The following is a 25,674-nucleotide window of genomic DNA, read 5'->3' on the forward strand; positions in this document are numbered from 1 at the left end:
GTGCTGTCATTTCACTTCCTTGCGCGACACACGGGCAGTGCCGAGCAGCAGAAGAAGGACGATCCACACGGCGGCCGAGGCGGCGAGGCGGGCGGGGGAGATGTCCGCCCAGTCGCCGGTGGCGAGCGGCGCGATGGTCCTGTTGAGGTCGAGCCATTGCGCGAGCGTCTCGCCGGCGCTTCCGAGCATGGCGACGGCGTTCCACACGCCGGTGCTCGCCAGGTAGACGACGATCGCGGCCGGGGCGTTGAGCAGCAGCGTGCCCAGGGCCACCCCCATCAGGGTGAAGAGCACGTTGGCGGCCGTCCAGCCGGCCATCGTCGTGGGCGTGGCGTTCCAGTGGGCCGGGACGTGCTGCACGGCGCTGGTCAGCGCGGTCGCCGGAACCGCGACGAGCATCGCGAGCAGGCTGGCCACCACGGCGGCGAGTGCCGGCGGGACCACCTTGGCGGCGATCACCCGCCGTCGGCGGGGTTCGAGGGCGAAGGTCGTGAGTGCCGTGCGGTGGCTCCACTCGTTCGTCACCGTCAGGATCCCGAGCACCGGCAGGAGGGTGGTGTAGCCGATGCCGGCCGTCCAGATCAGCCGTCGCAGATCGGGGCCGGCGTACAGGCCGCGCCCGGCGATCGCCGCGACCGTCAGGCAGAGCAGGACCGCGGTCAGGATGACGGCGCTGCGAGTGTCGAAGAGCTTGCGGGTCTCGACGGCCAGCAGGCGGTGGAAGGGGACGGTCATGCCAGGCTCCGATCGGCGTTCGCGGTCAACTCGAGGAAGGTCTGTTCCAGGCCGCGGCCGCGGTTGAGCTCGGCGACGGTGCCCTGGAGGAGGACCCGGCCGCGGCCGATCACCACGATGTGGTCGGCCACCTGCTCCACCTCGTGCAGGAGGTGGGAGCTGAGCAGGACGGCGCAGCCCGCGTCGGCCAGGTCGCGCAGCAGCGCGCGCATCCAGTGGATGCCCTGCGGGTCGAGGCCGTTGACCGGCTCGTCCAGGACGAGCGCGCCGGGCTTGCCGAGCAGCGCGTGCGCGATGCCGAGCCGCTGTCGCATGCCGAGGGAGTAGGAGCCGACGGCGCGCCGTGCCTCCGCGCGGGTCAGGCCGACCAGGTCGAGCATCTCGCCGACGCGCGACCGGGGCAGCCCCAGCGCGATGGCGCCGAGAGTCAGGGTCTCGCGCCCGCTGCGGCCCGGGTGCAGGGCGCCGGCGTCGAGCAGCGTGCCGACCTGGCGGGCGGGACGCTCCAGCTGGTGGTAGGGGAGCCCGGACACGGTGGCCGACCCGGAGGTGGCCCGGCCGAGCCCCACCAGGATGCGCAGCGCGGTGGACTTGCCCGCGCCGTTGGGACCGACGAATCCCGTGACGCTGCCCGGCTCGACGGTGAAGGACACGTCGTCGAGCGCCTTCACGTCCTTGTAGCTCTTGGTGACATGGTTGAACTCGATCACGTGACCAAGTGCATCGCGAGAAGGGCGGCTGCCTCATCGGAGGCAGGGCGACGATCGGATAGACCCAGGGTGGTACGGCGATCGACCCGGGTCGCTAGGGGCACTGCCGCGGCCTTCCTAGGCTTGGGTGCGTGCACGACTGCCCCGACCATCGACCGCCCCTCGACCGGTGGGGCAGCGCGCTGCGCTATCTCGCGGCCTTGGTGCCGATGCTCTTCTTCGGCGCGATCTGGGTCTGGGTCGTCATGAAGGATCCGGAGCGGCTGCCGCGCGCCCTGCTCGACGCGGGGCCGAGCGTGCTGGGGCTGGTCCTCCTGCGGTGGCGACACCGGTGGCCGTGGCAGATCGCCGCGGTGACCGCGCTGCTGACCGCCCTGTCCAGCATGGCGACCGGCCCGGCTCTGGTGGCGTACGTGTCCCTGTGCACGCACCGCCGCCGGCGGCAGATCATCCCGCTCGCGGTCCTGCTCTGGACGTGCATGTGTCTTCAATCGGTGGTGGGCGGCACAGCGCAGCACGCCGTGATCAGCCTGACGACGAGCACCGCGATCCTCGGCGGGCTGACCGTCTTCGGCCTCTACCTGCGTTCCTTGCGCGACGCGGACCTGGCCGCCGAACTGGCGGAGCAGCAGCGCATCGCGCAGGCCAAGCTGGCCGAACGCATGAAGATCGCCCAGGAGATGCACGACGCCCTGGCCCATCGCATGTCGCTGCTGGCGATGCTCGCCGGCGGCCTGGCCTACCGCACCGACCTCGACCCCGAGCAGACCCGGCAGACCGCGCAGGCCATCCAGCAGAACGCCCACCAGTCGCTGAACGAGCTTCGCACCGTGCTCGGCACCCTGCGCTCCGACGGCGCCACCGCGCCGCCGCAGCCGACCCTGGCCGATCTGCGGGAGCTGTTCCACGAGGTACGGGCCGCCGGGCAGAAGGTCGTCGTGGCCGACACCGTCGAGCAGCGCGACCTGTTGCCCACGCAGACCGGGCGCAACGCGTACCGGGTTGTGCAGGAGGCGCTCACCAACGCGCGCAAGCACGCGCCAGGGAGCAGCGTGGTGGTCGAGCTCGACGGACGGCCGGGCGACGCGCTGCGTATCCGCGTGACCAACCCGACGCCCTACGGCGCGTCCGCCGGTCCCGGTGGCCGGCTCGGCCTGGTGGGCCTGGGCGAACGGGTCCGGATGGCGGGCGGCACGATGGCGCACGCCCACCACGACAGGCGCTTCGTCCTCGACGTCCAGCTGCCGTGGAAGGCTTGACCCCGTGATCCGAGTGGTGATCGTCGACGACGACCCGATGGTGCGGACGGGCCTGCGCCTCATCCTGGGCGGCGAGTCCGACATGGAGATCATCGGCGAGGCGGGCGACGGCCGTGAGGCGACCGGCGTGCTCCGCGAGCTGCGGCCCGACGTCGTGCTGATGGACATCCGTATGCCGGGCCAGGACGGCCTGGCCACGACCGAGACGCTGTTGTCCTGGCCGGAGCCGCCGCGGATCCTCGTGCTGACCGCCTTCGACGCCGACGACATGGTGCTGCGGGCGCTTCGCATCGGTGCCGCCGGGTTCCTGCTCAAGGACACCCCGCCGGCCAGGATGGTCGCGGCGGTCCGCGCCGTGGCCGCCGGCGAGCCGGTGCTGTCGCCGAGTGTCACCCACCAGGTGATCGCCGCCGCCACCGGGGGTCACGAGCCGCGCCGCGAGGAGGCCCAGCGCGAGCTGGCCACGTTGACCGACCGCGAACGGCAGGTCGCCGTCGAGGTGGCGAAGGGCCGTTCCAACACCGAGATCGCGCAGCAGCTCTACATGAGCGTCGCCACGGTCAAGGCCAACATCACCCGTATCTTCGCCAAGCTCGGCACCGACAACCGCGTCCAGGTCGCGATGAAAGTCCGCGATGCCGGCCTCCTCTGAGCAGGAGGGCGACGGCGAGACACCACCTCGGCAGCCGGGCGGGCGTCGTGCTCGCACGCCCGGGCGGCTCGGATCGCCTGCGACCTGATCAGCGGCTCCTGGCGACGACGTGGACCAGCACGGATTCGTCGGGGAACAGCGGCGGCACGGCGATGCCCGAGCCGGCCAGCGCGGAGCCGGCCAGGGCGAAGTCGCCGGTCGTCCAGGCCGGGGCGGTCCCGTGCGAGGCCACGGGCATGAGCGGGCGGACCGAGTAGACGGTCGCCGGGTCGAGCCCGGGCAGCCGGAGCCGGCCCGGCGGCCAGGTGGACGGGCGGTCCAGCATGGCGATCTCATAGACGGCCTCGGAGGCGTCGGCGGCGACGACGCCATGGGCCTGCACGCTCTCGGGGGCGTCGTCCACGCGGACCACCACGCCCGTGTGCAGCAGGTGGCGGTGCCGTTTGTGCAGGGCGACCCACGAGGCCAGGTCGTCCAGCTCGCCGTCGGTGAGCGTGGTGAGGTCCCATTCGATCCCGTAGTGACCGAAGAACGCGGTGGCGGCCCGGAAGGCGAGATCGTGGCGGCGGCCGGTGGTGTGGGAGCGGCCGGCGCCGATGTGGCTGCCGATCAGCTCGGGCGGCAGCAGTTGCCCGGTCCAGCGCATGATCTGCCGGCGTTCGGCCGGGTCGATGCAGTCGCTGGCCCAGACGCGGTCGGTCCGCTCCAGGATGCCGAGGTCCACCCGGCCGCCGCCGCCCGAGCAGGACTCGATCTCCAGGCGCGGGTGCTCGGCCCTGATCTCGTCGAGCAGCCGGTAGACGGCGTGCGTCTGGGCGTGGACGGAGGCCCGGCCGCCTCTCGCCGGGGAGCCCGCGTCCACGAGATCGCGGTTGTGGTCCCACTTGATGAAGTCGAGGTCGTACTCGCCGATCAAGGCGAGCAGCCGCGTCCTGACGTACGCGTACGCCTCGGGGTTGGTCAGGTCCAGCACCTGCTGATCGCGGGCGAGCGGCGGCAGGCGGTCGCCGGTCTGCATGATCCAGCCGGGGTGGGCACGGGCCAGGTCGGAGTCCGGGTTGATCATCTCTGGCTCGAACCAGAGCCCGAACTGCATGCCGAGCTCCCTGACCCGCTTGACCAGCGGCGTCAGCCCGTCCGGCCAGACGGCGGCGTCCACGGTCCAGTCGCCGAGCCCGGCCCGGGCGTCGCGGCGGCCGTGGAACCAGCCGTCGTCCAGCACGAACCGCTCGACCCCGACCCTGGCGGCCCGGCCGGCCAGCTCCAGCAGGCGGTCGAGGTCGTGCTCGAAATAGACGGCCTCCCACGTGTTGAGCATCACGGGCCTGGGCCCGGACGGGTGCGCGGGCCTGGCGCGCAGATGCTCATGGAAGCGGCGGGCCGCGGCGTCCAGGCCGCGCCCGTAGGTGGCGTAGAGCCAGGGGCTTTCGTAGCTCTCACCCGGCGCCAGGATGATCTCGCCGGGCAGCAGCAGCTCGCCGCCGCCCAGCATGGTCCGGCCGCTGGAGGTGCGCTCGGCGTAGTGGCGGTGGTTGCCGCTGAAGCCGACGTGCAGGCCCCAGGCCTCGCCGCGCCGGAAGCCGAGGTCGGAGGTGCCCGCGAACAGGACGGTGGCGGCGTCGGGGCCGGTCCTGCCGCGGCGGTTCTCGCGCAGGTGGATGCCGGTGGTGAGGGAGCGGCGCTGCGGGATGCGTTCCTTGGCCCACCGCCCGGCCTGGTCGAACAGGTCCGTGGGGGTGCCGGGTACGGGGAAGGCGAGGTTGAGCGTGTCCAGGTTGTAGGGGGACTCGGACTGGTTGCGCAGGTCCGCGCGGGCCCGCAGGAGGCCCGAGTCGCCGAGTTCGATGACGATCGTGAGGCAGAGGAGGGCGTGCTCGTCCCTGGCGGTGGCGGTGAGGGTCCGCCCGGTCCGCCGGTAGACGACGCTGGTGAAGGCGGGGGACCAGTTCTGTCCCAGGTGATGCCCGGACAGGCCGGGGAGGCCCATCCAGCCGGTACGCGCCTCGGGCACCAGCGGGACCCGTACCGGCACGTCGACGCCGGCGTCGAGCCGCGGACGGAGATCGGCCGCCAGGTGGGCCAGTGCCGCGTCCTCGAGCGGGCCCAGGTCCGGACCCCAGTGCAGGATCGCGGGCAGGGCATCGGGCGGGCACTCGATCACCACGGACACGCCGGCGGCTCTGAAGTGCAGAATCTCCATGGACGGCGGTTTCATCCTTTCAGTCCTCCGCTGAGCAGGTCCAGCCGCCAGAAGCGCTGCAGGGTCAGCAGCAGGACGATGAGCGGGATCACCGACACGGCGGCGCCCACGATGGCGATGCCGTACAGGGTGGGCTGGCCCGAGCCCTTGCTGAGCACGGTGTACAGGCCCACGGTGATCGGGAATTTGGTCTCGTCCGACAGCATGATGTAGGGCAGCAGGAAGTTGTTCCAGCTCCCGACGAACTGCAGCAGGAAGATCGTCACCATGCCGGGCACCATCATGGGCAGCCCGATCGAGCCGAAGATGCGATACTCGCTCGCTCCGTCGATCCTGGCCGCCTCCATCGTCGTGTCCGGGACGGAGGCCATCGCGTAGACCCTGGCCAGGTAGATGCCGAACGGGGAGATGAGGCTCGGCAGCAGGACCGACCAGTAGCCGCCCACCAGGTCGAGCTCGGACATGAGCAGATATTGCGGGATGGCGAGCGTCATGCCGGGCACGAGGACGCCGGCCAGGATGGCGTAGAACAGGACGCTCCGGCCGCGAAACTCGTACTTGGCCATGGCATACCCGGCCAGCGCCGAGATCAGGGTCGAGGCCGCGGCGCCGGCGACCGCGTACAGGGCGCTGTTGGCCGTCCACCGCAGGTAGAGGCCGTTCCCGTAGGTGAACAGGTCGCGCAGGTTGTCCAGCAGGCCCGTTCCTGGCGCGAAGGTGAACGTCGAGAACAGCTCGCCGCTCGACTTGGTCGAGGCCACCAGCACCCAGGCGACCGGCACCAGGCAGTAGATCGCGCCGAGAAGCAGGACGACGGTGGGCAGGATCTGGGCGCGCCGGTGCGTGAGCACGCTGTTGGCGGCGCTCATCGCATACCTCCGAACGCGCGCTTCTGGGTGACCTTCAGGAGCACGACCGAGACCACGAGCGTGCCCACCGCCAGCAGGACGGAGGCGGCCGAGGCCAGCGCCAGGTCGTCGCGGACGAAGGCGTCGCGGTAGATGTGCATCAAGGGCACCCAGTCCCCGGAGATCTCCGGCGTCATCGGTTTCACGGTGGTCGGCTCGCCGTACACCTGCAGCGTTCCGATCAGCGCGAACAGCCCGGTGAGCACGAGGGCCGGCGCCACCAGCGGAATCTTGATCCGCCAGGCGATCTGCCATTCGGAGGCGCCGTCGATGCGCGCCGCGTCGTACAGCTCCGGCGGGATGCCGCGCAGCGACGTGAAGATGATGATCATGTTGAAGCCGACGCCGCCCCACACCGCGATGTTGGCCAGCGACGGGTAGATGCCGCCCGCCCCGAGAAACGGGATCTCGCCCAGCCCCAGCTCCCGGGTCAGGTAGCTGAACGGGCTGGTCGAGGGCAGGTACATGAAGCCCCACAGCAGCGAAGCCGTCACGCCGGGTACGGCGTACGGGACGAAGATCGCCGTGCGCGAGAACCTCCTGGCCCGCGAACCGGCGTGGTCGAGGAGCAGCGCGAACAGCAGCGCCAGCCCGAGCGTGAGCGGCACGCTGATCAGGCCGTAGATCGCGAGCCTGCCGAAGCCGGCGAAGAACTCGGGATCGGTGAGCGTCTTGACGTAGTTGTCGAGCCCGACGAAGACCTCTTCGCGCGTGCCGAAGATGCCTTTGCCGGTCAGTCTCAGGCCGCGCGCGCTGAGGTGGATCGCGTAGCCGATGGGGACCGCCAGGAAGGCGACGAAGAGCAGCACGGCGGGCGCCACGAAGAGATAGGGAGCCCGGGACCTGCGCTCCGCCCTGGGCAGGGCGGTCATGGGCCGGCGACCTTGAAGCCGGTGGTCTTCATGTCCGCCACCACGAGGTTGTGCGTCTTCGTCAGCGCGTCCCGCAGCGGCGTGTGGTCACGGACCGCGGTGGCGACGGCGTCCTGGAAGGCGCTGCTGGCGGTGCTGACGTTCGGGCCCCAGCTGATGTGCGGAATCGTGCGCTGGGCCGCCTTCGTGGCGATGTCCCAGTAGTCCTTCTGGTTCGCCGTCAGCTTGGGCGGCGCGCTGGTTCTCGCGGCCTCCTGCCCGGCCAGCGACGCCGGGTACTCGCCCAGCTCGATCTGGACGGCGTTCGCCGCCTTGTCGGTGTTCATCCACTTGGCGAACGTGGCCGCGGCCTCGGCGTGCTTGGAGGTCTTCGTGACGGCCAGCGCGGACCCGCCCTGGAAGGCCACCCGGTCGTCGCCCTCCTTCCACTGAGGGAGTGGCGCGATGGCCCAGTCGCCCGCCTGCTTCTCCGCGATGCCGTACAGCACGCCCGGCGCCCACAGCGCGCTCGGCCAGGTGAGGATCTTGCCCTTGTTCAGCTTGTTGTTCCACTCCGGGGTGAGCAGCGGCTGGGCCTTGACGAGGTCCTTGTCGATGAGCCCCTGCCAGAAGTCGGCCACCGCGAGGGAGGCCTGGTCGGCGATCCCCACGGTCCACGTCCGGTCCTGGACCTTCCACCAGGACGCGCCGGCCTGCTGGGCCAGCCCGGCGAAGTTGCCGAACTCCGCGGGTGCGAAGGTCGCGAGGTAGGTCTCCGGGTCCTTCTTGCGTACGTCCGCCGCGACCTTCGCGAAGTCCTGCCACGTGGCCGGCGGCTCGATCTTCAGCTCCTGGAAGCGCTTCTTGTTGTAGACCAGCACCATCGGGCCGACGTCCTGCGGCACCCCGTACACGGCGCCGTCGAAGCTGGTCAGGTTCCACACTTCCGGGCTGAAGGCGGTCTTGACGTCGCCGGTGTGGGCGGAGATGTCGGCCAGCGCACCGGCCACGATCATGGAAGGCAGGGTGTCGTACTCGATGCAGGCGGCGTCGGGGCCGTTGCCCGCCCGGGTCGCCGTGAGCAGCTTGGCGGCGGTGTCCGTGCCGCCTCCCACGTCGGTGTGCCTGACCTGGATGTCCGGGTGGGACTTGTTGAACGCTTCGACCTTGGGCTTCTGAGTGGTGCCCCAGCACCAGAACTCCAGCGTGACCGGCCCAGTGGCCGCTGCCGGCGTGCTGGTGCTCCCCGACGTGCCCGACGAGCAGGCCGCGAGGACGGCAGCCGTGCTGAGCACCGCGATCGAGCCGGCGAGCCTCGTGATACGCATCCGTGCCTTCTTCCTGCAAAGCGGACGAGCTTTGCAACAGAGCCAACCTAGGGAGAAGGTGAGAGGCATGTCACTACTTGTGCATAGATTTCCGGAGTGTTATGTGAACGCTTCGTGACGTGGTGGACATGCTAGTTTTGCCGCGAAATCAAGTGAGAGGGGCTGGCGCTGATGCGGGTGGAGCCCCAAGGATGGTGCGGCATGTGGGACGTCTTGCCCGACGCGGCACGCTCCATCGTCAAGGAGCTCATCATCCACGGTCCGCAGTCCAGGACCGCGCTGGCCAGGACGCTGCGCCTGTCCACCGGCAGCCTGACGCGGCTGACCAAGCCCATGGTCGACGCCGGGCTCCTCGTCGAAGGCGACGTGGTCCACGACCCGGTCAACGGCCGCCCGACCCGCCCGCTGGACGTGGCCGCGGGCGAGCACTGCTTCTTCGGCGTCAAGCTGACCGCGGACCGCGTCCACGCGGTCGTCACCGACCTGCGCGCCCAGATCGTCGCGGCCCGCGACGAGCCGATCTCCGACCACCGCCCCCAGGCCGTGTGCCGCCAGATCAGAGGGCTGCTCGATGAGCTGGCCGGCGGCGAGCGGACGCCGGTCGGGGCCGGCGTCACGCTCGGCGGCGACGCCCGCTCGGCGGTCCAGCTCGGCGGTGAGCGGCTGGTCGACTCGTCGTTTCTCGGCTGGCGGCAGGTCCCGCTCAAGTCACTGCTGGAGCAGGCTCTGGGCATCCCGTGCGTGGTCAAGAACGACGTGGCGGCGCTCGGTCACCAGCATCACTGGTTCGGGGCGGCCCGTGGGCTGCGCGACTTCGCGCTCGTCTCGATCGGGGCGGGAGTCGGCTACGCCCTGGTCGTACACGATCATCTGGTGACGGCGGCCGAGTCGGACCTCGGCATGTTCGCCCACCTGGTGCTGAACGCGGGCGGGCCGATGTGCGGGGAAGGCCACCGCGGCTGCGCCTCCGCCTACCTGGCCAGCGGGTCCATCGTGACCGCCGCCGGGCAGGGGCTGCGGCGGCCGGTGACGTACGAGGAGGTGATGCGCCTGGCCACGGAAGGGGACAAGGTGTGTCTCGGCGTCGTCACCGAAGCCGCGGACGCGCTCGGCAGGCTCATCGCCCACGTCGCGACGTTCTCCATGGTCAAGACGGTGATCGTGGCCGGTGAGGGTGTGGAGCTGGCCCGCGTCGCCAAGGACGGTCTCGACCGGGCGCTCAGCGAGAACCGGCGCGGCCAGGCGAACTCGGTCGACGTGCTGATCGAGGTGGACGACTTTCGCGAATGGGCCCGTGGCGGCGCGGTCGTGGCCATCCAGAGTTACGTAACCGGCAGCGACTGATCAGCGGCCGCGACACCCCCAGTTGGAGAGAGCATGTATTTCGGCGGAGACTACAACCCCGAACAATGGCCGGAGGACGTCTGGCCGGAGGATGTCCGGCTGATGCGGGAGGCGAAGGTCAACCTCGTCACCGTGGGGGTCTTCTCCTGGGCCCGGCTTGAGCCGTCGGAGGGCGTCCACGACTTCGGCTGGCTCGATCGCGTCATGGACCTGCTGCACGACAACGACATCCAGGTCAACCTGGCGACCCCGACGGCCTCTCCGCCGCCCTGGTTCGGCCTGGCCCATCCGGACGCGATGCCGGTGCGGGCCGACGGGACCCGGCTCACCCATGGCAGCCGTGACACCTACTGCGTCAACGCGCCCGCGTACCGGGCGGCCTCGCGCCGCATCGCGACGGTGCTCGCCGAGCGGTACGGCGCCCACCCGGCGACCGCCATGTGGCACGTGCACAACGAGTACGGCACGAACTGCCACTGCGATCACTGCGCGACGGCCTTCCGCGCCTGGCTGCGTGACCGGCACGAGTCCCTCGACGCGCTCAACGACGCGTGGACCACGGCGTTCTGGAGCCAGCACTACTCGGCGTGGGAGCAGATCATGCCACCGCGGGCCACCCAGTACCGGTCGAACCCCGCCCACCTGCTCGACTATCGCCGCTTCTGCTCCGACGCCCTGCTCGCCCACTACCGCGAGCAGCGTGACATCCTGCGCGTCCATGGGCGGCAGCCGGTGACCACCAATTACGTCATGGCGGGGTGGACGCCGCTGGACCACTGGAAGTGGTCGGCCGAGGTCGATCTCGTGGGCATCGACCACTACACCGACGAGCCCGGCGACGGCGGGCTCGCCCAGGTCGCCTTCGCCTCCGACCTGGCCCGCTCCTGGGCGCGCGGGAAGCCGTGGCTGCTGATGGAGCAGGGCGTCGCGGCCATGTACACCCCTGATGGGACGCTCCCGCTGGAACCGGGAGAGCACGCGCGGCGCAGCCTGGAGTACGTGGCCCGCGGGGCCACCGGCGTGCTGCATTTCCAGTGGCGAGCCTCCCAGGGCGGGGCGGAGCAGTGGTACCAGGGCATGGTCCCGCACGCGGGCGCCGACAGCCGGGTCTTCCGCGAGATCGCCGACCTGGGCCGGACGCTCAGCGCCCTTCCGCCTGCGGAGCCCGCCGAGGCCGCCGAGGCCGAGGTGGCCATTCTCTGGGACGACGAGGCCGCTTGGGCGCTGCGGAACCCGGCCCTGCCCGTGACCGGGATGGACTTCCGCGCCTCGGTGGAGCAGGCGCACCGGGCGCTGTGGCAGCGGGGTCTCGCCACCGACTTCGTCCACCCTTCTCACGATATTTCGCGCTATCGGGCGGTGCTGATGCCGTCCCTGTACCTGATCTCTGACGAGGCCGTCGCCAACCTCACCGCGTACGTCGAGGGCGGGGGCACCTTGATCGTGTCGTACTTCAGCGGCATCGCCGACCCCGACACCCGCGTCCGGCTGGGCGGCTACCCCGGCGCGCTGCGCGACCTGCTCGGCGTCCGCGTCGAGGAGTTTCACCCCCTGGCCAGCCCCGTCGCGCTGTCCGACGGGACGGCCGGCGCCTTCTGGAGCGAGACCGTCCAGTTGACCGGCGCCACGGCGACCGTGACCTACGCCGGCGGCGGCCCGGCGGTCACCCGGCACCGGGCAGGCGCGGGCACCGCCTGGTACGTCTCGACCAGGCTGGACGCATCTGGACTCGCGAACGTCCTGGCACAGGCCGGCCTCTGACAGCGGTGGGCGCGCGCTTCCGTCGACCCGTCATGCAAGGTCAGCGCCGACGGCCGCCTGTTCGTTCCGCACTCCCGGACGTATCGCCGGCAGCGATGCCGGCTGCTCTCAGCGACGGGCCTGCCAGGTGCACAGGCAGGCCCGGTTGCCCTCGGGGTCGGCGAGCACCCAGAAGCTCGGCGCCTCCGCGTCGCTGACCAGCGTGCCGCCGGCCGCGAGCGCCGCGTCGATGCGTGGCTGGACCTGCGCAGGATCCACCCACACGTCGAGATGCCAGCGCTGGCGAGGTTCCTCGCTGTCGGACGTCTGGAACCACACGGTCGGCAGAACGTCGGCCGGGTCGCGGAGCTCGTCGCCGAAGCCGGGGCCGGACAGATGCTCCATCGCCAGCACCGCGGCCCAGAACGGCAGAATCTCCTCTCGGGCCGCGGTGTCGAGGGCGAGCTCGAGCCTGGAGACGTTCGAGGCTTCCAACTGAGCCCCGGCGTCGGCGGCGATGGAGGAGATGACGCGGGCCAACCGGATGTCGCGGTCCGTGACCGCGCGCTCGTCGTGACTGGTCAGCCGAACGTCTACGTGGGTGTAGCGCAGGTTGAGATCGGGATGATGATCCATCTCCTCGGCTGCCGCGCCGATGGCGTTGACGACCGACAGCCCGGCCGCGAAGTTCTTGGTGTGGATACGGGCCTGCAGGCCGCCGAGCAGGTATGCCCACCCGTCCAGCCCTTCGTCCGCGATCTGCTGTCCGGTCAGTTTGCTCATGAGGCATCCTCGCATGTCGAGCATCCTGGCGACGAGCCGGTACGGATCTTTACCAGGAGCACGCCGACGTTCTACGGGCGCGCATGGCGTGAGGCGGTCCTCAGCGGCCGTGGTGGTACTGGTGTGTCACCGCGTGACCCTTGCCGCGGGAGATCAGCCACTTGTTCACCGGTGTGGTCAGCACGAAGGCCACGAGCAACGACCCGGCCAGCGCCACCCAGAACAGCCAGTTGCCCAGGCCCGCGTCCATGGCGCCAGGCACGATCAGCATCACCCCGTTGTCCAGGATCTCCATCATCGCGATGGAGATGGTGTCCGCGGCCAGCGCCACCTTCAACGCGGTGCGGAAGTCGACCCCGGCCCGCAGCACGCCGCGCATGGTCAGTGCATAGCCGAACACGAAGGCCAACGCCACGGACAGAACCACGGTGGCGAGATTGGAAAGGCCGGCGGCGGTGCCGATGACCATGCCCAGAACCTCGCCGATGGCGCACCCCGTCAGGCAGTGCAGCGTCGCCTGCGCAGCCATCGCCCAGGTGGCCGTGGGCGCGGTGTGGTGATCGTGCTCCGCTGGGAGAGCGGGTTCCGGGGACTGGTGACCACTGTGGTCCATGATGATGCTCCTTAGTAGTGGAGTCAGCATCATACGAGTACGGGGTATATAAGGAAAGTGGGTGAGTGATGACACAAGTCGGCTGTCACGGCGGTTCAGGGCTGGGCCGGCATGATCGCCTCCTCCTATAGGGCATAGTAGTTCCGGCGCGGCCTCCTAAGCGTCGCGGGCGGCGGTTTCGCGTGCCGTGATCGCCCGCTTGAGCTTGATCAGCTCCTTGGGGGAGTTGACGGCGACGGCGCCTACCAGTACACCGTCCCGGGTGAACGCCACAGCGAAGCGATCTTCTTCCGGTGAGCCGGTGACGATGCTCGCCGAGTCCGCGAGATGCGGCAGTCCGGCCGTCTGGATGCGGGCGCCGTGCACATGGGTGGCGAAGTTCGGCACCTCCAGGAATGGCTGGGCGTTCTCCGGTCCGGCCAGGAGGTTGTGGGCGGCGACCGCGCCCTGCTCGTTGGCGTTGGACCAGTGCTCGACGCGCACCATCTCCCCGCCGAAGAGACCGTGCGGCCAGCGTGCGAGATCCCCTGCCGCCACGATGTTCTCGGTGCCCTGGGCGAACAGCGTCGGTTCGCACAGCACGCCGTCGTTCACGGCCAGGGCGCCGTCCAGCCATTCGGTGTTCGGCACCACGCCCATGCCGCCGACGACCAGGTCCGCGGCGAGGGAACGGCCGTCGCTGAGCAGTACCAGGCCACCGTCCACGGCGGTGACCCGCGCCTGGGAGACGAGCTCGACGCCGTTGCGCTCATGGTGCGCGGCCAGCCAGCGCGAGGCCTCCTCACCCAGCCCGGCATGCATGGGATACGGCGCGGCGTCGACCAGGGTGACCTTCCGGCCGAGCTGCCGAGCGGTGGAGGCCACCTCGCCACCGATGAACCCGCCGCCGATGACCACTACATGCTCATGTCCCGACTCCAGCTCCGCTCGCAGTGCCAGCGCGTCGTCGATGGTGCGGAGCCGGCGCACCCCGTCGAGCTGTCTCGGGCGTGCGCCGGTGGCGATGACCAGGCCGTCGTAGCCGAGCTCGGCGCCGTCGTCGAGCGTGACCGTCCGGCTTCGGACGTCAAGGTGTACGGCCTGCCGCCCACGCAGCCACTGGTCCCCGAGTTCCTCTGCGCCGGGGAGTGTGACGTCGTCGTCGCCGCGCAGCACGCTCTTCGACAGCGGCGGGCGGTTGTAGGGCACATGCGTCTCGGCGCCGACCAGTGTGACGTCGCCCTCGAAGCCCTCCCGGCGCAGCGCCTGCACGGCCCGGAGGCCCGCCAGGGATGCGCCGACAATGGTGATCCTGTCGAGTCCGCTCATGACTCGACAATACCCATACGGGGTATATGTCTCGCAATGTGACCTGAGTCTCCCAGGTCCCCGCCGCCTGCCCCTTGCCTCCGCGATCATCGCGGCGTACCCTCTCGCATGACCACTACCCGGTAGGGGTATGAACAGGGAGGCATGGCGATGAGCACGAGCACGTACAAGGTGTCCGGGATGACCTGCGGCGGGTGTGCCGGCAAGGTGACGACCGAGATCGGCAAGGTCGCCGGGGTCTCCTCGGTGGATGTCGAACTGGCGACCGGCCAGGTGACCGTGACCTCGGATGGCCCGCTCGACGACGAGCGGATCAGGGATGTCGTGGAAGAGGCCGGTTACGAGGTGGTCGCCGGCTGAGCACCGAGTCGATCCTTGATCGGGGCTCCCCTCCACGTAGGCACGGCGCCGCCCGGGCCACCGCGACAGCCACGTCTACGATCGCCGGTAGCATCGGCGGCATGATACGAGGTCTGGGCGAGCTCGAGTCCGCGATCATGGATCGGATGTGGGCCCGACGCCGGCCGGCCTCCGTCCGCGAGGTGTTCGAGGACCTCAAGCAGGAGCGGACGATCGCGTACACCACCGTGATGACCGTGATGGACAAGCTGCACACCAAGGGTCTGCTCAAGCGCCGGCCGGTCGGCCGGGCCTACGTCTATGAGCCGGTCGCCTCCAAGGAGGCGTACACCGCCGACCTGATGCGCACTGTGCTCGCGGGCGGCGGCAACCAGGCCGCCACGCTCGTGCACTTCCTCGAGCGGCTCACACCCGAGGAGGCCGCCGCGCTGGAGGCGGCGCTGCAGGTCTTCCCGCCCAAGGGGCGGCCGGCATGAGCGCCGCCGTGGTCCTGGCGCTCTACACGATCGTGGCCGCGATCTGGCTGCCCAGGCCCGGCTGGGTCGCGAGCTGGGCGGACCGGGCGCCGCGGCTGGCGATCGTGTTGTGGCAGGCGGCGGGCGTGTCGGTGGTCGCGTCCGCCGTGCTCGCCGCGCTGGCCTTCGCCGTTCCCGCCGACATGGTGGGGCACGGTCTGGCCGGGCTGTTCGAGGTGTGTGCCGCCATGCTGAACGACGGTTCCGGGCTGAGCGCGGGGGGCGTGGCGGTCCTGCTCGTGGCGGGTGCGGTGCCGGCAAGGGTGGCCTGCTGCGGTGCGGTTGTCCTGCTCCGAGCCGGGATGGAGCGTCGCGAGCACGCGGCGCTGCTCGCCCTGCTGGGCCGGCGCGACGCCGGCCTGGACGCGATCGTGATCGACCACGAGGAGAGGCTGGCGTACTGCGTGCCCGGGAGGCGCGCCCAGGCGGTCATCACCACCGGTGCGCTGCGCACGCTGGCGCCCGAGCAGGTCGCCGCGGTGCTGGAGCACGAACGGGCGCACCTGCGTGGCCGCCACCACCTCGCGCTCGCCGGTGCCGAGGCCCTGGCCAGGGCGTTTCCCGGCGTGCCGCTGTTCGAGCGGGGCAGGACGGAGATCGCCCGGCTGATCGAGCTGCTGGCCGACGACGTCGCCGCCCGCCGTCATCCCCGCGCGCAGCTCGCCGCCGCCCTGGTCCGCCTGGCCACCGGCCGGGTGCCCGCCGCCACGCTCGGCGCGGGCGGCGAGACGGCGCTCACGCGCGTGCGCCGCATGCTGAACCCCGAAGCGCCGCTCGGCCGCCGCGAGCGCGTCGCCGGGCTGCTGACGGTGGCGATGCTGCTCGTGGGCCCGGCGACGGTCGCGCTGGTGCCCGGCTTCAGCTCCTTCCTCGCCCACCACTGCCATTCGCTCCTCACGCTCTGACCTGCCGATTCCCTGTGGCGACAGGCCCGCCGGCTGCCCGGGAGCAACCCGGGCAGCCGATGTTCACGCTTAGAGCCGGGCGAGGATCTCCCTCATCTGCTCGACTTCGGCCTGCTGGGCGGTCTCGATGGTCTCGGCGAGCTCCTTCGCCTCCGGGTCGGAACCCTGTGACTGCTCGGTGCGTGCCATCTCGATCGCCCCTGCGTGGTGCATGATCATCAGGTGAAGGAACTGCTTGTCGAAAGCGGTGCCTCTGGCCTTCTCCAGCTTCGTCATGTCCTCCTCGGACATGATTCCGGGCATGCCGTGGCTCATGCCGCCGGAGGGCATCGGCTTGCCCCAGGCGGTGAGCCAGCCCTGCATGGTCCGGATCTCCGGATCCTGGGCCGCTCTGATCTTCTCCGCCAGGTCCTTGACCGCCTTGTCCGCGGCCCGGGTGCCGGCCAGGTCGGCCATGTCGACGGCCTGCTGGTGGTGCGGGATCATCATCTGCGCGAACATGACGTCCGCGTCGTTGGCCACGGCCTCCGGCCGCGCGCTCGCCGAGGTCGTGGCGGGTGCGCTGCTGGACATGGTGGAGGCGTCGTGTCCGCCCATGGAGCCGTTGTCCGTGCCTCCGCACGCCGTGAGCAGGGCCAGCACGGCTCCCGACGTGATCACGGCAGCGAAGTTCTTCCTGATGTCGATGAACATGGTGCTCTCTCCGGTGAACGAGGTACATGAGCCTGCGTCCCGGTCGACCGCCAGGTCGTCCGGGGATGGCTCGGCCTAAGTACGCATCACCGAGAGGCTCGCCAGGGGCGGTGCCAGGCGGCGCGGGGGCGACCTGGCCACCCCGCCGGCCCAGGTTGTGCTGCCGGCGATCTTCCGCGTCCACCGCCAGGCCGCCGCCTGTGCCGCCATGAGCAGCAGAACGACGACCGAGGACAGCACGGCCAGGCACACGACGGTCGGATCGAGCCATGGCGGTGATCCAGAACCGGCCGAGAGTCCGCCGGACGCGTCGGCGGACGGGATCGGCTCGATGGTGGTGCGGTGGATCGGCATCGTCTCGCCGGGCGCCGTCCTCGCCGCCTTGTCCGCGTCCGCCGGAGCGTGCGAACTCGAAGTGGTGGCCTGGCCGTGGTGCGAGGACACGTGCCCCAGCGTGTGCATGCCCCACACGCCCAGCGCGAGAACGACCGGCAGCAGCCATCGCAGCCAGGAAAGAGGCAGGCGCCGGGCCGATCCGCCCATGTGCCCCCTCCTCCCGCTGCCGCTGCCCGGTGTTCGAGAAACCGACCACCCGTCACGGGCGTCGAGTGCTGACAACTATGCCCGATAGTACTAAAGCGGTGCATCAGGCAGGCCCCGGCCCGCGGGAGGTCGGCCCGGTGGTCGGTCGCCGGCATCGCGGCTGGCGGACGATCGTGAAACGTCCGCCTGCTCAGCCGGGATCGGCGCAGAGTTGGGAGGTCAAGGCGGTGCGGGCCCACTCCTCCCACCTGTCCGGTGACCAGCCGCGGTCGCGGACGAAGATCAGGTAGAGCTGCGGGCTGAGCAGGCCGAACAGCAGGTCCGCCGCCATCTCGACGGAGAGGCCGGGACGGGCGTCGGGCTTGCCGGCCAGGGCTTCGGCCGCTGCGTACTGCACGGTGTAACGCGGGTCGGGGCCGTCCGGCCATTGCGCGGCGATCTCAGGGTCGGTGGCCGCGGCAGCAGCGATCAGCGGCATGATCGGGGCGACCCGGCCCAGGATCTCGCGGGTGCCGTGGACGTGCGCGCGCAGTTGCCCGGCTGCGGTGGGCTCGGCGCACGCGGCGCGGAACCACTCACGATCCATGGTGGCGACCGGCTCGGCGTCCCCGGCGATGGACATGTCGACCACGTCCTTGAACAGCGTGCGCTTGTTGTGGAAGACGAAGTAGACCGTCTGGACGGCCACGCCCGCCCGGTCCGCCACTTCCTGCAGGCTCGTCGCCCCGTAACCCTGCGCGACGAACAGCTCGCGAGCCGCCTCGACGATCTTCTCGCGGGTGCGGCGTGAGCGCTCGGCTCGCTTGTCCGTCCGCTTGACTCCATCCATGCGGCGAGTGTATCTCTAGTGCATGACACTAGAGTTCAACTCTAATAACTTGGCGGCGACGATGGACCAGCCCGCCGCCGCCCAGAGGCCCGACCTGGACGTGGCCCCGACGCAGCGAGACCAGGAGGAGGAGTCCGTCCACCGCGCGCTGGAGGCCTATTACCGCACCGGAAAGGCACCGTGGGACACCGGCGTGACGCCGCCCGAACTGGTCGCCCTGGTGGAGGGGCACGGCGCGCTGCCGCCCGGCCGCGCCCTCGAACTCGGCTGCGGCACGGGGACCAACGCCATCTACCTCGCACGGCACGGCTGGGAGGTGACGGCCGTCGACCTGATCGACAGCGCCGTCGATCAGGCCAGGGAGAAGGCCGAGGCGGCGAGGGTGGCGGTCCGCCTCCTGCACGGAGACGCCACCCGCCTCGGCGAGCTGGACGTGCCCGGCCCCTTCGACCTGTTCTTCGATCTGAGCTGCTACTGCGGGATCCCGCTGCACCGCCGTGACGCCTACGCCGCCGGGCTCACCCACCGCGCCGCTCCCGGGGCTCGGTTGCTGATGTTCGGGTACGGCCCCGAGCCGCTCGGCAATCCGATCCCCGAGGTCAAGTCGTGGGCGGCGGGCGTCACAGCCGACGAACTCCGCGCCAGGTTCACCGGCTGGGAGCTGCTCGACGTCACACCGGGCACCAACCCGGTGCCGACCTTCTGGTTCACGCTGCGCCGCGACGCCTAGCGATCTTCGGTCGCGGGTTTCCGTGCGGCATCTCGAACTGCCCTGGGCCGGTCATCTCCCCGGCCCGGAACGGACTGCCGAGATGACTGACCGATTGGACCGTTTCGGTCAGTTTGCCGTATAGCATGGCGGGGAGCCTAGGAGAGGAGTCGTCATGACGGAGGCGGGCAAGGGCGGGCGGGCCCTGGTGGTCGGACTCGGGGTCGCCGGCATCGCCACCGCGTTGCGGCTGTGCCAGGTCGGATGGCAGCCGGTGGTGGTGGAACGGGCGCCCGCGCGCCGCTCAGGCGGATACTTCATCGCTCTGTTCGGCGCCGGCATCGCCTCGGCCCGGCGGCTGGGCGTGCTGGAGGCCATGGGCGACCGCGGCGGCCCCGGCGTCGTCTCCTACGACGTCGACCGCAGGGGGCGCCGCCGTCCCGGGATGAACCCCTTCGCCATGGCCGCGGGCCCCCGCCCGCTGTTGCGCGGCGATGTGGAGCGGGCACTGTTCGCGGCGTTGCCGGACGATGTGGAGATCCGCTACTCCACCGTGCCCACCCACATCGCCCAGGACGACTCCGCGGCGGAGGTGACCCTGCACGACACCGCCGCGGACACCACCGTCACCGAGCGCTTCGACCTGGTGATCGGCGCCGACGGGATGCGCTCCACTGTGCGCGATCTCGTCTTCGGCCCCGAGGAGTACCTGCACCCGCTGAACTACATGGTCGGCGCCACGGTGCTGGACGGCCCGGTCGACGGCTTCGGCCCGCGCGAGGGCCTGACCCTGGCCGAGCCGGGCCGTTCGGTGTGGGCCTTCCCGTTCGCCGATCATGCCCCGAGCCTGCTGTTCTCCTACCGCACCCACGACATCGACGCCGAGTTCCGCCGCCCGCCGATCGAGTCCATCCGCGCCGCCTTCGGCCCCGAACCCACCGGCCCGCTGCTGGAGGGGCTGCTGACGCGCTATGAGCAGGCCCCCGACGCGCTGTTCGACTCGGTGCACCAGGTCAAGATGCCGCGCTGGCACCGGGGCCGGACCGTCCTGATCGGCGACTCCGCCTGGTGCGTCACCCTGTACGCGGGCATGGGCGCCTCCAGCGGCCTTGCCGGCGGCGAACTGCTGGGCACCATGCTGCAACGCCACCCCGGCGACGTGCCCGGCGCGCTACGGGCCTGGGAGACACAGATGAGGCCCTTCATCCACCTCCAGCAGGACAGTGCCCTGCCCGGACGCCGCATCTTCACCCCGCACGACCGCAAGGAGCATCTCCTGCGTGCGGGGATGATGCGCGTGATGCGGATGCCGGGCGTGGGCAGGGCCATGGGCAGGAGAATGTTGAACAACAAGGACATGCAGGCCAAGAACATCGACGTCGCCGCTCCCTGACCGGTTCCGGGCCAGGAAGCCGGCCGAGTCGCCGTCGAAGAGCCGCCGCGCCTGAAAGCCGTTGATGAGGGAGGCCGTTGCTGACGGGCCTGCTACCCGAGCGCGGCGGCGTTCACCTGTTCACACCTTCACACCGGACGGGCCGGCGAGCACGCCTCCGCGCTGTGTTGGTCAGCCGTGGCCGGCTGCGGAGACGGGGCGACGGCTCGCAAGACCTGCTGCGCCGCGTCCAGCAGGCGGCCCAGGTGCAGCGTGTCGGGGGCCAGAGCCGTGACGAGGATGGCGGGGCCCGCCAGGGGGGCCAGCACGGCCTGGCCGGTTGCCGGGTCCTCGCCGAGCAGCCGGGCGTGGGGCGGTTGCCGGTCCAAAGCCGGGTCGACGACGAGGATCTGGCCGACGGCGCGGTGGCCGGCAAGGACGGCGGGGCCGTCCCAGCCGGGTGCGCCGGCGCCGTACATCGTGTGCTGTTCCAGCAGGGAGCGTCCGTCGCGGCGGACGGTGAGGCGGGTGGCGAGCCGGCCCGGCGGCTCGCCGACACGGCCGAGGACGATTTCCTCACGCAGGAGGAGTCGTGCGGTCGCGGCCAGGTCGATGGTGCAGCTCTGGCGCAGGTTGCTGCGGGCGGCGGAGATGAGCGGCCGGGGCAGCCAGTGCAGGCTGGCCCGCTCGGCCACGGCCAGGCGCACGTCGTAGGCGGCGTGCTCGGTGGTGGGGCCGCGCAGGGCGATGGTGGCGGCGGCGGTGGTGATGTGCAGGTGGGCGTCGTGTTCGGCGGTGGCCTCGATGCGCAGCCGGTCGCCGCCGAGGGGGGCGCTCATGGTGCCGAGGATGCACACTCGTGCCTGGTTGCCGTGCGGGCGGGCGCGGCGCAGGTCGAAGGGGCCGTCACCGGCGAGGACGGGCAGGACGGTGGCGTCGCGCGCGCGGGTCGCCCGGATGCGGGCGGTGGCGCGGACGCCGGGCGCGGTGCGCTGGGCCGCTGCGGGCGGAGAGGGCGCGAGGGTCATGCGGGGCCACCGCTCCAATCGGCCAGGCGCCGGCGGACCCAGTCGGCCACGGGTGTGATGCCGCCCGGGGTCTTGACCGCGGTCAGGACAGTGGGCAGGTCGCCGCGCTGGGCTTTGGCGTCGCGGGCCATGGCCGCCAGGTCGGCGCCGACGTGGGGGGCGAGGTCGGTCTTGTTGATGACGAGCAGGTCGGAGGCGGTCAGGCCGGGGCCGCCCTTGCGGGGGATGTCATCGCCGCCGGCGACGTCGATGACGAAGATCTGGGCGTCGGCCAGGCCCTTGGAGAAGGTCGCGGTGAGGTTGTCGCCGCCCGATTCGACGAGGATCACATCGAGCGGGCCGAGGTGGTCCTCCAGGTCCTCGACGGCTTCGAGGTTGGCGGAGATGTCGTCGCGGATGGCGGTGTGCGGGCAGGCGCCGGTCTCGACCGCGGTGATGCGCTCGGCGGGCAGGACGGCCTCGCGCAGCAGGAACTCGGCGTCTTCGCGGGTGTAGATGTCGTTGGTCACGACGGCGATGGACAACTCCTCGCGCAGCGCCCGGCACAGGGCGGCGACGGTGGCGGTCTTGCCGGAGCCGACCGGCCCGCCGAGGCCGATGCGCATGGCGCGACGGCGGCCGCCGGGACGCTCGAAGGAGCCGCCGGGGCCGTGGACGTGGCCTTCGGGGAAGGTACCGCTGTGGTGGAGATGCATGGCTGCTCCCGGAGGGTCGAAGGCTTGGTCAGGAGGCGAACAGACGGACGGGGCGGGCGGCGTGCTGCTCGGCGGCGATGTCGAGCAGCGGCGCCGAGACGGCCGGCAGCGCGGCGGGCCCGTCGGCGTGGACGCGCTGTGCGGCCTCGGCCGCCCGGGCCGCGACGTGGTCGACGTCGGCGGCCAGGCGGGCCAGGACGGCGGCGGCGTCGAAGGGGTCCAGCCGCAGCAGGCGGACGGTCGCGGTGACCGGGCCGCCGACGCTCTCGTACGCCGCCACGTACGCGGCGTCCAGCGGGGTCAGTCCCGCGCGGCGGGCCGCCACGCCGAGGACCACAGGCTGGTGAGCGCCCCGCGGCCGTGCCGCGGCGAGGGCGTCGAGCTCGGCGCAGGGCCAGGCGGCCCGGGAGGCCCGCAGCAGTTGCCGCCCGAGCCTGCGCGACGTCTGCCGCAGGGTGGGGGCGGCCGTGCGGGCGTCGGCCGCCTCCTCCAGCAACAGCGGGTCGTACCCGGCCGCGGCCGCGGCCGCGAGCCCTGCCGCGACCAGGCCGCTGGTGTGCAGCCGGCCGCGGCAGAACTCCTGCAGGCTCGCCACGTCACGCACGCGTCCCGCGGTGACGGCCGCCTCGGCCCCACCGGAATGGGCGTGCCCCCCGGCGGGGAAACGGCCGTCGGCCAGGACGAGCAGGGCGGCGCGGCTCATCGTGCGTGGCTCACCTTTCGTTCACGTCGGTCGATCCTCGTGGGTCACCCGTCATGGGGCTGTCACGGCGGTCGATCCGGTGGCGGTGATCAGAAGAGGAAGTACCGCTGGGCCATGGGCAGCGTGTCGGCGAACTGATTGCCGTCGACGAGCTGGTCGTCGATCTCGGCCTTGACGTCCTTGGCCTCCGCTCCGCCGATCTCCACCTCGAAGGTGTCGGGATCGATGCGGATGGCGGGGCAGGCGTTGTTCTCCCGCATGTCGGCCTTGAAGACCTTGCGGGTGTCGCGGATCGCCTTGAACTCCTTGCTCACCTTGACCCGTTCGGCCAAGCCGGCCCTGATGGCCTGTTCGGTGACGAAGTTGACCGCGTTGGCGCCCGGCGCCCGCCCCGTGGCCCCCCACATGGGCCGGGGCAGGACCGGCTGCGGGGTGGTGATGGAGGCGTTGGCGTCGCCCACCTGCGCGTAGGAGATCTGGCCGCCCTTGATGACCCGATGCGGCTTGACGCCGAAGAACTTCGGCTCCCACAACACCAGGTCGGCGAGCTTGCCCACCTCGACCGAGCCCACTTCGTGATCGATGCCGTGCGCGATGGCCGGGTTGATCGTGTACTTGGCGACGTAGCGGCGGGCGCGGTGGTTGTCGGCCCCGGCGTCGCCGGCCCGGTCGCCCTCCAGCGGGCCGCGCCTGGCCTTCATCACGTGCGCGGTCTGCCACGTCCGTATGATCATCTCGCCGATGCGTCCCATCGCCTGGGCGTCCGACGACATGATCGAGATGGCGCCGAGGTCGTGCAGGATGTCCTCGGCGGCCATCGTGGAGGGCCGGATCCGCGACTCGGCGAAGGCCAGGTCCTCCTCCACCAGCGGGTTGAGGTGATGGCAGACCATCACCATGTCGATGTGCTCCTTGACCGTGTTGACGGTGAAGGGGCGGGTGGGGTTGGTGGAGGCGGGCAGCACGTTCGGCAGGCCGGCCATGGTGATCATGTCGGGGGCGTGGCCGCCGCCGGCGCCCTCGACGTGGAAGACGTGGATCGGGTGGTCGCCGATGGCCTCGATGGTGTCGGCGACCGCGCCCGCCTCGTTCAGCGAGTCGGCGTGCAGGGCCAGCTGGACGCCGGTCGCCCGGCATACCTCCAGGCAGCGGCGCAGGACGGCCGGGGTGGCCCCCCAGTCCTCGTGGATCTTGAACCCGAGGACGCCGGCCTCCACCTGGTTGTAGAGGGATTCGGTGGACATGGTGCTGCCCTTGCCGAGCAGCCCGATGTTGACCGGGAAGGCGTCCAGCGCCTCGAACAGCCTGGCGATGTGCCAGGCGCCGGGCGTGACGGTGGTGGCGGTGCTGCCTTCGGCGGGGCCCGTGCCGCCGCCGATCAGGGTGGTGACCCCCGCGGCGAGGGCCTCGCGGACCTGCTCGGGGCAGATGAAGTGCACGTGGGTGTCGATTCCGCCCGCGGTGAGGATCTTGCCGTTGCCCGCGACGACCTCGGTCTCGGGGCCGATCAGGAAGTCCGTGGCCCGCTCGTGCCCGTCGTGCAGGCGGTCCATGGTCTCGTCGTTGTAGGCCTTGCCGAGCGCGACGATCCGGCCGTCGCGGATGGCCACGTCGGCCTTGACGACGCCCCAATGGTCCAGGATGACCGCGCCGGTGATGACGGTGTCGGGTGGCTGCGGGGCGCCGAACTTCGCGGAGTCGCGCGGCGCGCACGACTGCCCCATCGACTCGCGGATCACCTTGCCGCCGCCGAAGATGACTTCGTTGCCGCTGCGTCCCGGGCCACCCGACCAGTCCTCGCTGATCTCGATCCGCAGGTTGGTGTCTGCCAGCTGGATGCGGTCCCCGACGGTCGGGCCGAACCGGTCGGCGTACTGCGTCCGGGTGAGGGGCTGCTCTATCGGCGGGATCTCCGGTCCCGGCCCGCCGTCCCGCGACGATGCCTCCGCCACCGGCTCGGCGGGCTGGTCCGCCGATGTGTCCGTCAGGGACTCATCCATCGAGCCGCCCTCCGACCTCGCCGCGCAGGCCGGCGACGATGCGCCTGCCCTCGATGGGCACGAGCTGCACCGTCCGGGTGCATCGGGGCTCGAACCGGATGGAACTGCCGGCGGGAATGTGCAGGCGCTTGCCGTAGGCGGCGGAGCGGTCGAAGCTGAGGCGGGGATTGGCCTCGTAGAAGTGGTAGTGCGAGCCCACCTGGATGGGACGGTCGTCACTGTTGGTGACGGTCACCGTCGTGATCTCGCGACCCTCGTTGAAGGCCACCTCCGCGGCGCCCTCAGGATGGTCGATCTTCCCCGGATGGACCAGCGTCTCCGCTTCCGCCTCGGCGAAGGGGGCACGGATGGTGACCAGCTTGGTGCCGTCGCGGAACGTCGCCTCGATCTGGATGTCGGTGATCATCTCAGGGACGCCCTCCATGACGTCGTCACGGGAGAGGATCTTCTCTTCGGCGGTCATGAGCTCGTGAACTGATTTGCCGTCCCGGGCCGCCTCAAGCACATGCGCCGTGATCAGCGCGACCGCCTCCGGGTAGTTGAGGAGAACTCCCCGCTCCTTCCGCTTGCGGGCCACGTCCGCGGCCACATGGATCAGCAGGCGTTCCTGTTCGTGCGGAGTCAGATGAATCTCGGCCACCTCACCTTCGCTCTGCTCCCGGGGGTCGTCCCGGGACTGGGCGATCACCACCGTCCTGCGCACCGAACGTAACGTGACGATCACTGACGGTGATATGGCGCAGCGGTGAGGGGTGCGTTGCCACGGCGGCGAGGAGATCTCCGGCAGCGGGGGTGAGCCGGCGGCCGTGGCCACCGGCGACCGCGCTCCGGCCGGCCGGTGAGACGCTCGATGTCGGGCCTGACCAGGCACACCGGATTCCCGGATGGCTC

The 25,674-nt window shown here is 71.0% G+C and carries 26 protein-coding genes; 9 read left to right on the plus strand and 17 right to left on the minus strand.

What is annotated here, in order from left to right; genetic code table 11:
* Positions 1–6: 6 nt before the first annotated feature.
* Both ABZS51_RS07245 and ABZS51_RS07250 read right to left on the minus strand, forming a co-directional pair.
* Positions 7–735: an ABC transporter permease gene (locus tag ABZS51_RS07245; RefSeq protein WP_355437335.1), complete on the minus strand. Its 729-nt coding sequence runs from the start codon at positions 733–735 to the stop codon at positions 7–9.
* A complete protein-coding gene (locus ABZS51_RS07250; RefSeq protein WP_355437337.1) occupies positions 732–1,445 on the minus strand; it encodes an ATP-binding cassette domain-containing protein in 714 nt (237 codons plus the stop codon). The genes ABZS51_RS07245 and ABZS51_RS07250 overlap by 4 nt, the downstream gene beginning before the upstream one ends.
* Positions 1,446–1,576: 131 nt before the next feature.
* Between ABZS51_RS07250 and ABZS51_RS07255 the strand changes: the two genes are divergently transcribed.
* The gene (locus ABZS51_RS07255) at positions 1,577–2,704 is read left to right on the plus strand and encodes a histidine kinase (RefSeq protein WP_355437339.1); all 1,128 of its coding nucleotides are present in this window, start codon (positions 1,577–1,579) and stop codon (positions 2,702–2,704) included.
* 4 nt (positions 2,705–2,708) lie between these two features.
* The gene (locus tag ABZS51_RS07260) at positions 2,709–3,356 is read left to right on the plus strand and encodes a response regulator transcription factor (RefSeq protein ID WP_355437341.1); all 648 of its coding nucleotides are present in this window, start codon (positions 2,709–2,711) and stop codon (positions 3,354–3,356) included.
* Positions 3,357–3,444: 88 nt separating this feature from the next.
* Here the strand turns inward: ABZS51_RS07260 and ABZS51_RS07265 are convergent, their stop codons facing one another.
* The 4 genes from ABZS51_RS07265 to ABZS51_RS07280 are packed head-to-tail and all read right to left on the minus strand — an operon-like array spanning position 3,445 to position 8,643.
* Positions 3,445–5,556, minus strand: a complete 2,112-nt coding sequence (locus ABZS51_RS07265) for an alpha-galactosidase (protein ID WP_355437343.1) — start codon at positions 5,554–5,556, stop codon at positions 3,445–3,447.
* A gap of 11 nt (positions 5,557–5,567) precedes the next feature.
* Positions 5,568–6,425 carry a carbohydrate ABC transporter permease gene (locus ABZS51_RS07270; protein WP_355437345.1) on the minus strand — a complete coding sequence of 286 codons (858 nt, stop codon included), beginning with the start codon at positions 6,423–6,425 and terminating at the stop codon, positions 5,568–5,570.
* Positions 6,422–7,336 (minus strand): sugar ABC transporter permease, encoded by a 915-nt coding sequence (locus tag ABZS51_RS07275; protein ID WP_355437347.1) that lies wholly within the window; start codon positions 7,334–7,336, stop codon positions 6,422–6,424. The genes ABZS51_RS07270 and ABZS51_RS07275 overlap by 4 nt, the downstream gene beginning before the upstream one ends.
* The gene (locus ABZS51_RS07280) at positions 7,333–8,643 is read right to left on the minus strand and encodes a sugar ABC transporter substrate-binding protein (protein ID WP_355437349.1); all 1,311 of its coding nucleotides are present in this window, start codon (positions 8,641–8,643) and stop codon (positions 7,333–7,335) included. Before ABZS51_RS07280 ends, ABZS51_RS07275 begins: the two co-directional genes overlap by 4 nt.
* Positions 8,644–8,844: 201 nt before the next feature.
* On the opposite strand from ABZS51_RS07280, the gene ABZS51_RS07285 reads away from it, so the two are divergent.
* Positions 8,845–9,987: an ROK family transcriptional regulator gene (locus tag ABZS51_RS07285; RefSeq protein ID WP_355437351.1), complete on the plus strand. Its 1,143-nt coding sequence runs from the start codon at positions 8,845–8,847 to the stop codon at positions 9,985–9,987.
* A 33-nt stretch (positions 9,988–10,020) separates the two neighbouring features.
* Positions 10,021–11,748: a beta-galactosidase gene (locus tag ABZS51_RS07290; protein WP_355437353.1), complete on the plus strand. Its 1,728-nt coding sequence runs from the start codon at positions 10,021–10,023 to the stop codon at positions 11,746–11,748.
* 108 nt (positions 11,749–11,856) lie between these two features.
* Here ABZS51_RS07290 and ABZS51_RS07295 read toward each other — a convergent pair whose 3' ends face one another.
* The 3 genes from ABZS51_RS07295 to ABZS51_RS07305 form a co-directional block, all read right to left on the minus strand.
* Positions 11,857–12,510 carry a 4a-hydroxytetrahydrobiopterin dehydratase gene (locus tag ABZS51_RS07295; protein ID WP_355437355.1) on the minus strand — a complete coding sequence of 218 codons (654 nt, stop codon included), beginning with the start codon at positions 12,508–12,510 and terminating at the stop codon, positions 11,857–11,859.
* Between the two features lie 100 nt (positions 12,511–12,610).
* Positions 12,611–13,123 (minus strand): DUF4396 domain-containing protein, encoded by a 513-nt coding sequence (locus ABZS51_RS07300; RefSeq protein WP_355437357.1) that lies wholly within the window; start codon positions 13,121–13,123, stop codon positions 12,611–12,613.
* A 156-nt stretch (positions 13,124–13,279) separates the two neighbouring features.
* Positions 13,280–14,431, minus strand: coding sequence for an FAD-dependent oxidoreductase (locus tag ABZS51_RS07305; RefSeq protein ID WP_355437359.1), 1,152 nt, complete (start codon positions 14,429–14,431; stop codon positions 13,280–13,282).
* Positions 14,432–14,581: 150 nt separating this feature from the next.
* On the opposite strand from ABZS51_RS07305, the gene ABZS51_RS07310 reads away from it, so the two are divergent.
* From ABZS51_RS07310 to ABZS51_RS07320, 3 genes are all read left to right on the plus strand, one after another.
* Positions 14,582–14,791: a heavy-metal-associated domain-containing protein gene (locus ABZS51_RS07310; RefSeq protein ID WP_310711797.1), complete on the plus strand. Its 210-nt coding sequence runs from the start codon at positions 14,582–14,584 to the stop codon at positions 14,789–14,791.
* A 101-nt stretch (positions 14,792–14,892) separates the two neighbouring features.
* Positions 14,893–15,267, plus strand: a complete 375-nt coding sequence (locus ABZS51_RS07315; protein WP_355437361.1) for a BlaI/MecI/CopY family transcriptional regulator — start codon at positions 14,893–14,895, stop codon at positions 15,265–15,267.
* A complete protein-coding gene (locus ABZS51_RS07320; RefSeq protein ID WP_355437363.1) occupies positions 15,264–16,211 on the plus strand; it encodes a M56 family metallopeptidase in 948 nt (315 codons plus the stop codon). Before ABZS51_RS07315 ends, ABZS51_RS07320 begins: the two co-directional genes overlap by 4 nt.
* 69 nt (positions 16,212–16,280) lie before the next feature.
* Here ABZS51_RS07320 and ABZS51_RS07325 read toward each other — a convergent pair whose 3' ends face one another.
* The 3 genes from ABZS51_RS07325 to ABZS51_RS07335 form a co-directional block, all read right to left on the minus strand.
* Positions 16,281–16,904, minus strand: coding sequence for a DUF305 domain-containing protein (locus tag ABZS51_RS07325; RefSeq protein WP_355437365.1), 624 nt, complete (start codon positions 16,902–16,904; stop codon positions 16,281–16,283).
* A gap of 75 nt (positions 16,905–16,979) precedes the next feature.
* Positions 16,980–17,447: a DUF6153 family protein gene (locus tag ABZS51_RS07330; RefSeq protein WP_355437367.1), complete on the minus strand. Its 468-nt coding sequence runs from the start codon at positions 17,445–17,447 to the stop codon at positions 16,980–16,982.
* Positions 17,448–17,637: 190 nt separating this feature from the next.
* The gene (locus ABZS51_RS07335; protein WP_355437369.1) at positions 17,638–18,276 is read right to left on the minus strand and encodes a helix-turn-helix domain-containing protein; all 639 of its coding nucleotides are present in this window, start codon (positions 18,274–18,276) and stop codon (positions 17,638–17,640) included.
* A 22-nt stretch (positions 18,277–18,298) separates the two neighbouring features.
* Here ABZS51_RS07335 and ABZS51_RS07340 point away from each other — a divergent pair, with 22 nt between their 5' ends.
* Positions 18,299–19,006, plus strand: a complete 708-nt coding sequence (locus ABZS51_RS07340) for a class I SAM-dependent methyltransferase (RefSeq protein ID WP_355437371.1) — start codon at positions 18,299–18,301, stop codon at positions 19,004–19,006.
* Between the two features lie 154 nt (positions 19,007–19,160).
* On the plus strand, positions 19,161–20,378 hold the full coding sequence (locus tag ABZS51_RS07345) for an FAD-dependent monooxygenase (protein WP_355437373.1): 1,218 nt from the start codon (positions 19,161–19,163) through the stop codon (positions 20,376–20,378).
* Between the two features lie 128 nt (positions 20,379–20,506).
* On the opposite strand, the gene ABZS51_RS07350 is transcribed toward ABZS51_RS07345, so the two are convergent.
* The 5 genes from ABZS51_RS07350 to ABZS51_RS07370 all read right to left on the minus strand — a co-directional run bounded on the left by ABZS51_RS07350 (position 20,507) and on the right by ABZS51_RS07370 (position 25,654).
* Positions 20,507–21,385 carry an urease accessory protein UreD gene (locus tag ABZS51_RS07350; protein WP_355437375.1) on the minus strand — a complete coding sequence of 293 codons (879 nt, stop codon included), beginning with the start codon at positions 21,383–21,385 and terminating at the stop codon, positions 20,507–20,509.
* Positions 21,382–21,990 (minus strand): urease accessory protein UreG, encoded by a 609-nt coding sequence (ureG, locus tag ABZS51_RS07355; protein WP_355437443.1) that lies wholly within the window; start codon positions 21,988–21,990, stop codon positions 21,382–21,384. The genes ABZS51_RS07350 and ureG overlap by 4 nt, the downstream gene beginning before the upstream one ends.
* A gap of 118 nt (positions 21,991–22,108) precedes the next feature.
* Positions 22,109–22,783, minus strand: a complete 675-nt coding sequence (locus tag ABZS51_RS07360; RefSeq protein WP_355437377.1) for an urease accessory UreF family protein — start codon at positions 22,781–22,783, stop codon at positions 22,109–22,111.
* Between the two features lie 89 nt (positions 22,784–22,872).
* The gene (locus tag ABZS51_RS07365; RefSeq protein WP_355437379.1) at positions 22,873–24,783 is read right to left on the minus strand and encodes an urease subunit alpha; all 1,911 of its coding nucleotides are present in this window, start codon (positions 24,781–24,783) and stop codon (positions 22,873–22,875) included.
* Entirely contained in the window at positions 24,776–25,654 is an 879-nt protein-coding gene (locus ABZS51_RS07370; RefSeq protein WP_355437381.1) for an urease subunit gamma, read from the minus strand. Before ABZS51_RS07370 ends, ABZS51_RS07365 begins: the two co-directional genes overlap by 8 nt.
* Positions 25,655–25,674: the final 20 nt, after the last annotated feature.

The organism is Nonomuraea sp. NPDC005501 (genome assembly GCF_040605905.1).
In the GTDB taxonomy this organism is placed as follows: Bacteria; Actinomycetota; Actinomycetes; order Streptosporangiales; family Streptosporangiaceae; genus Nonomuraea.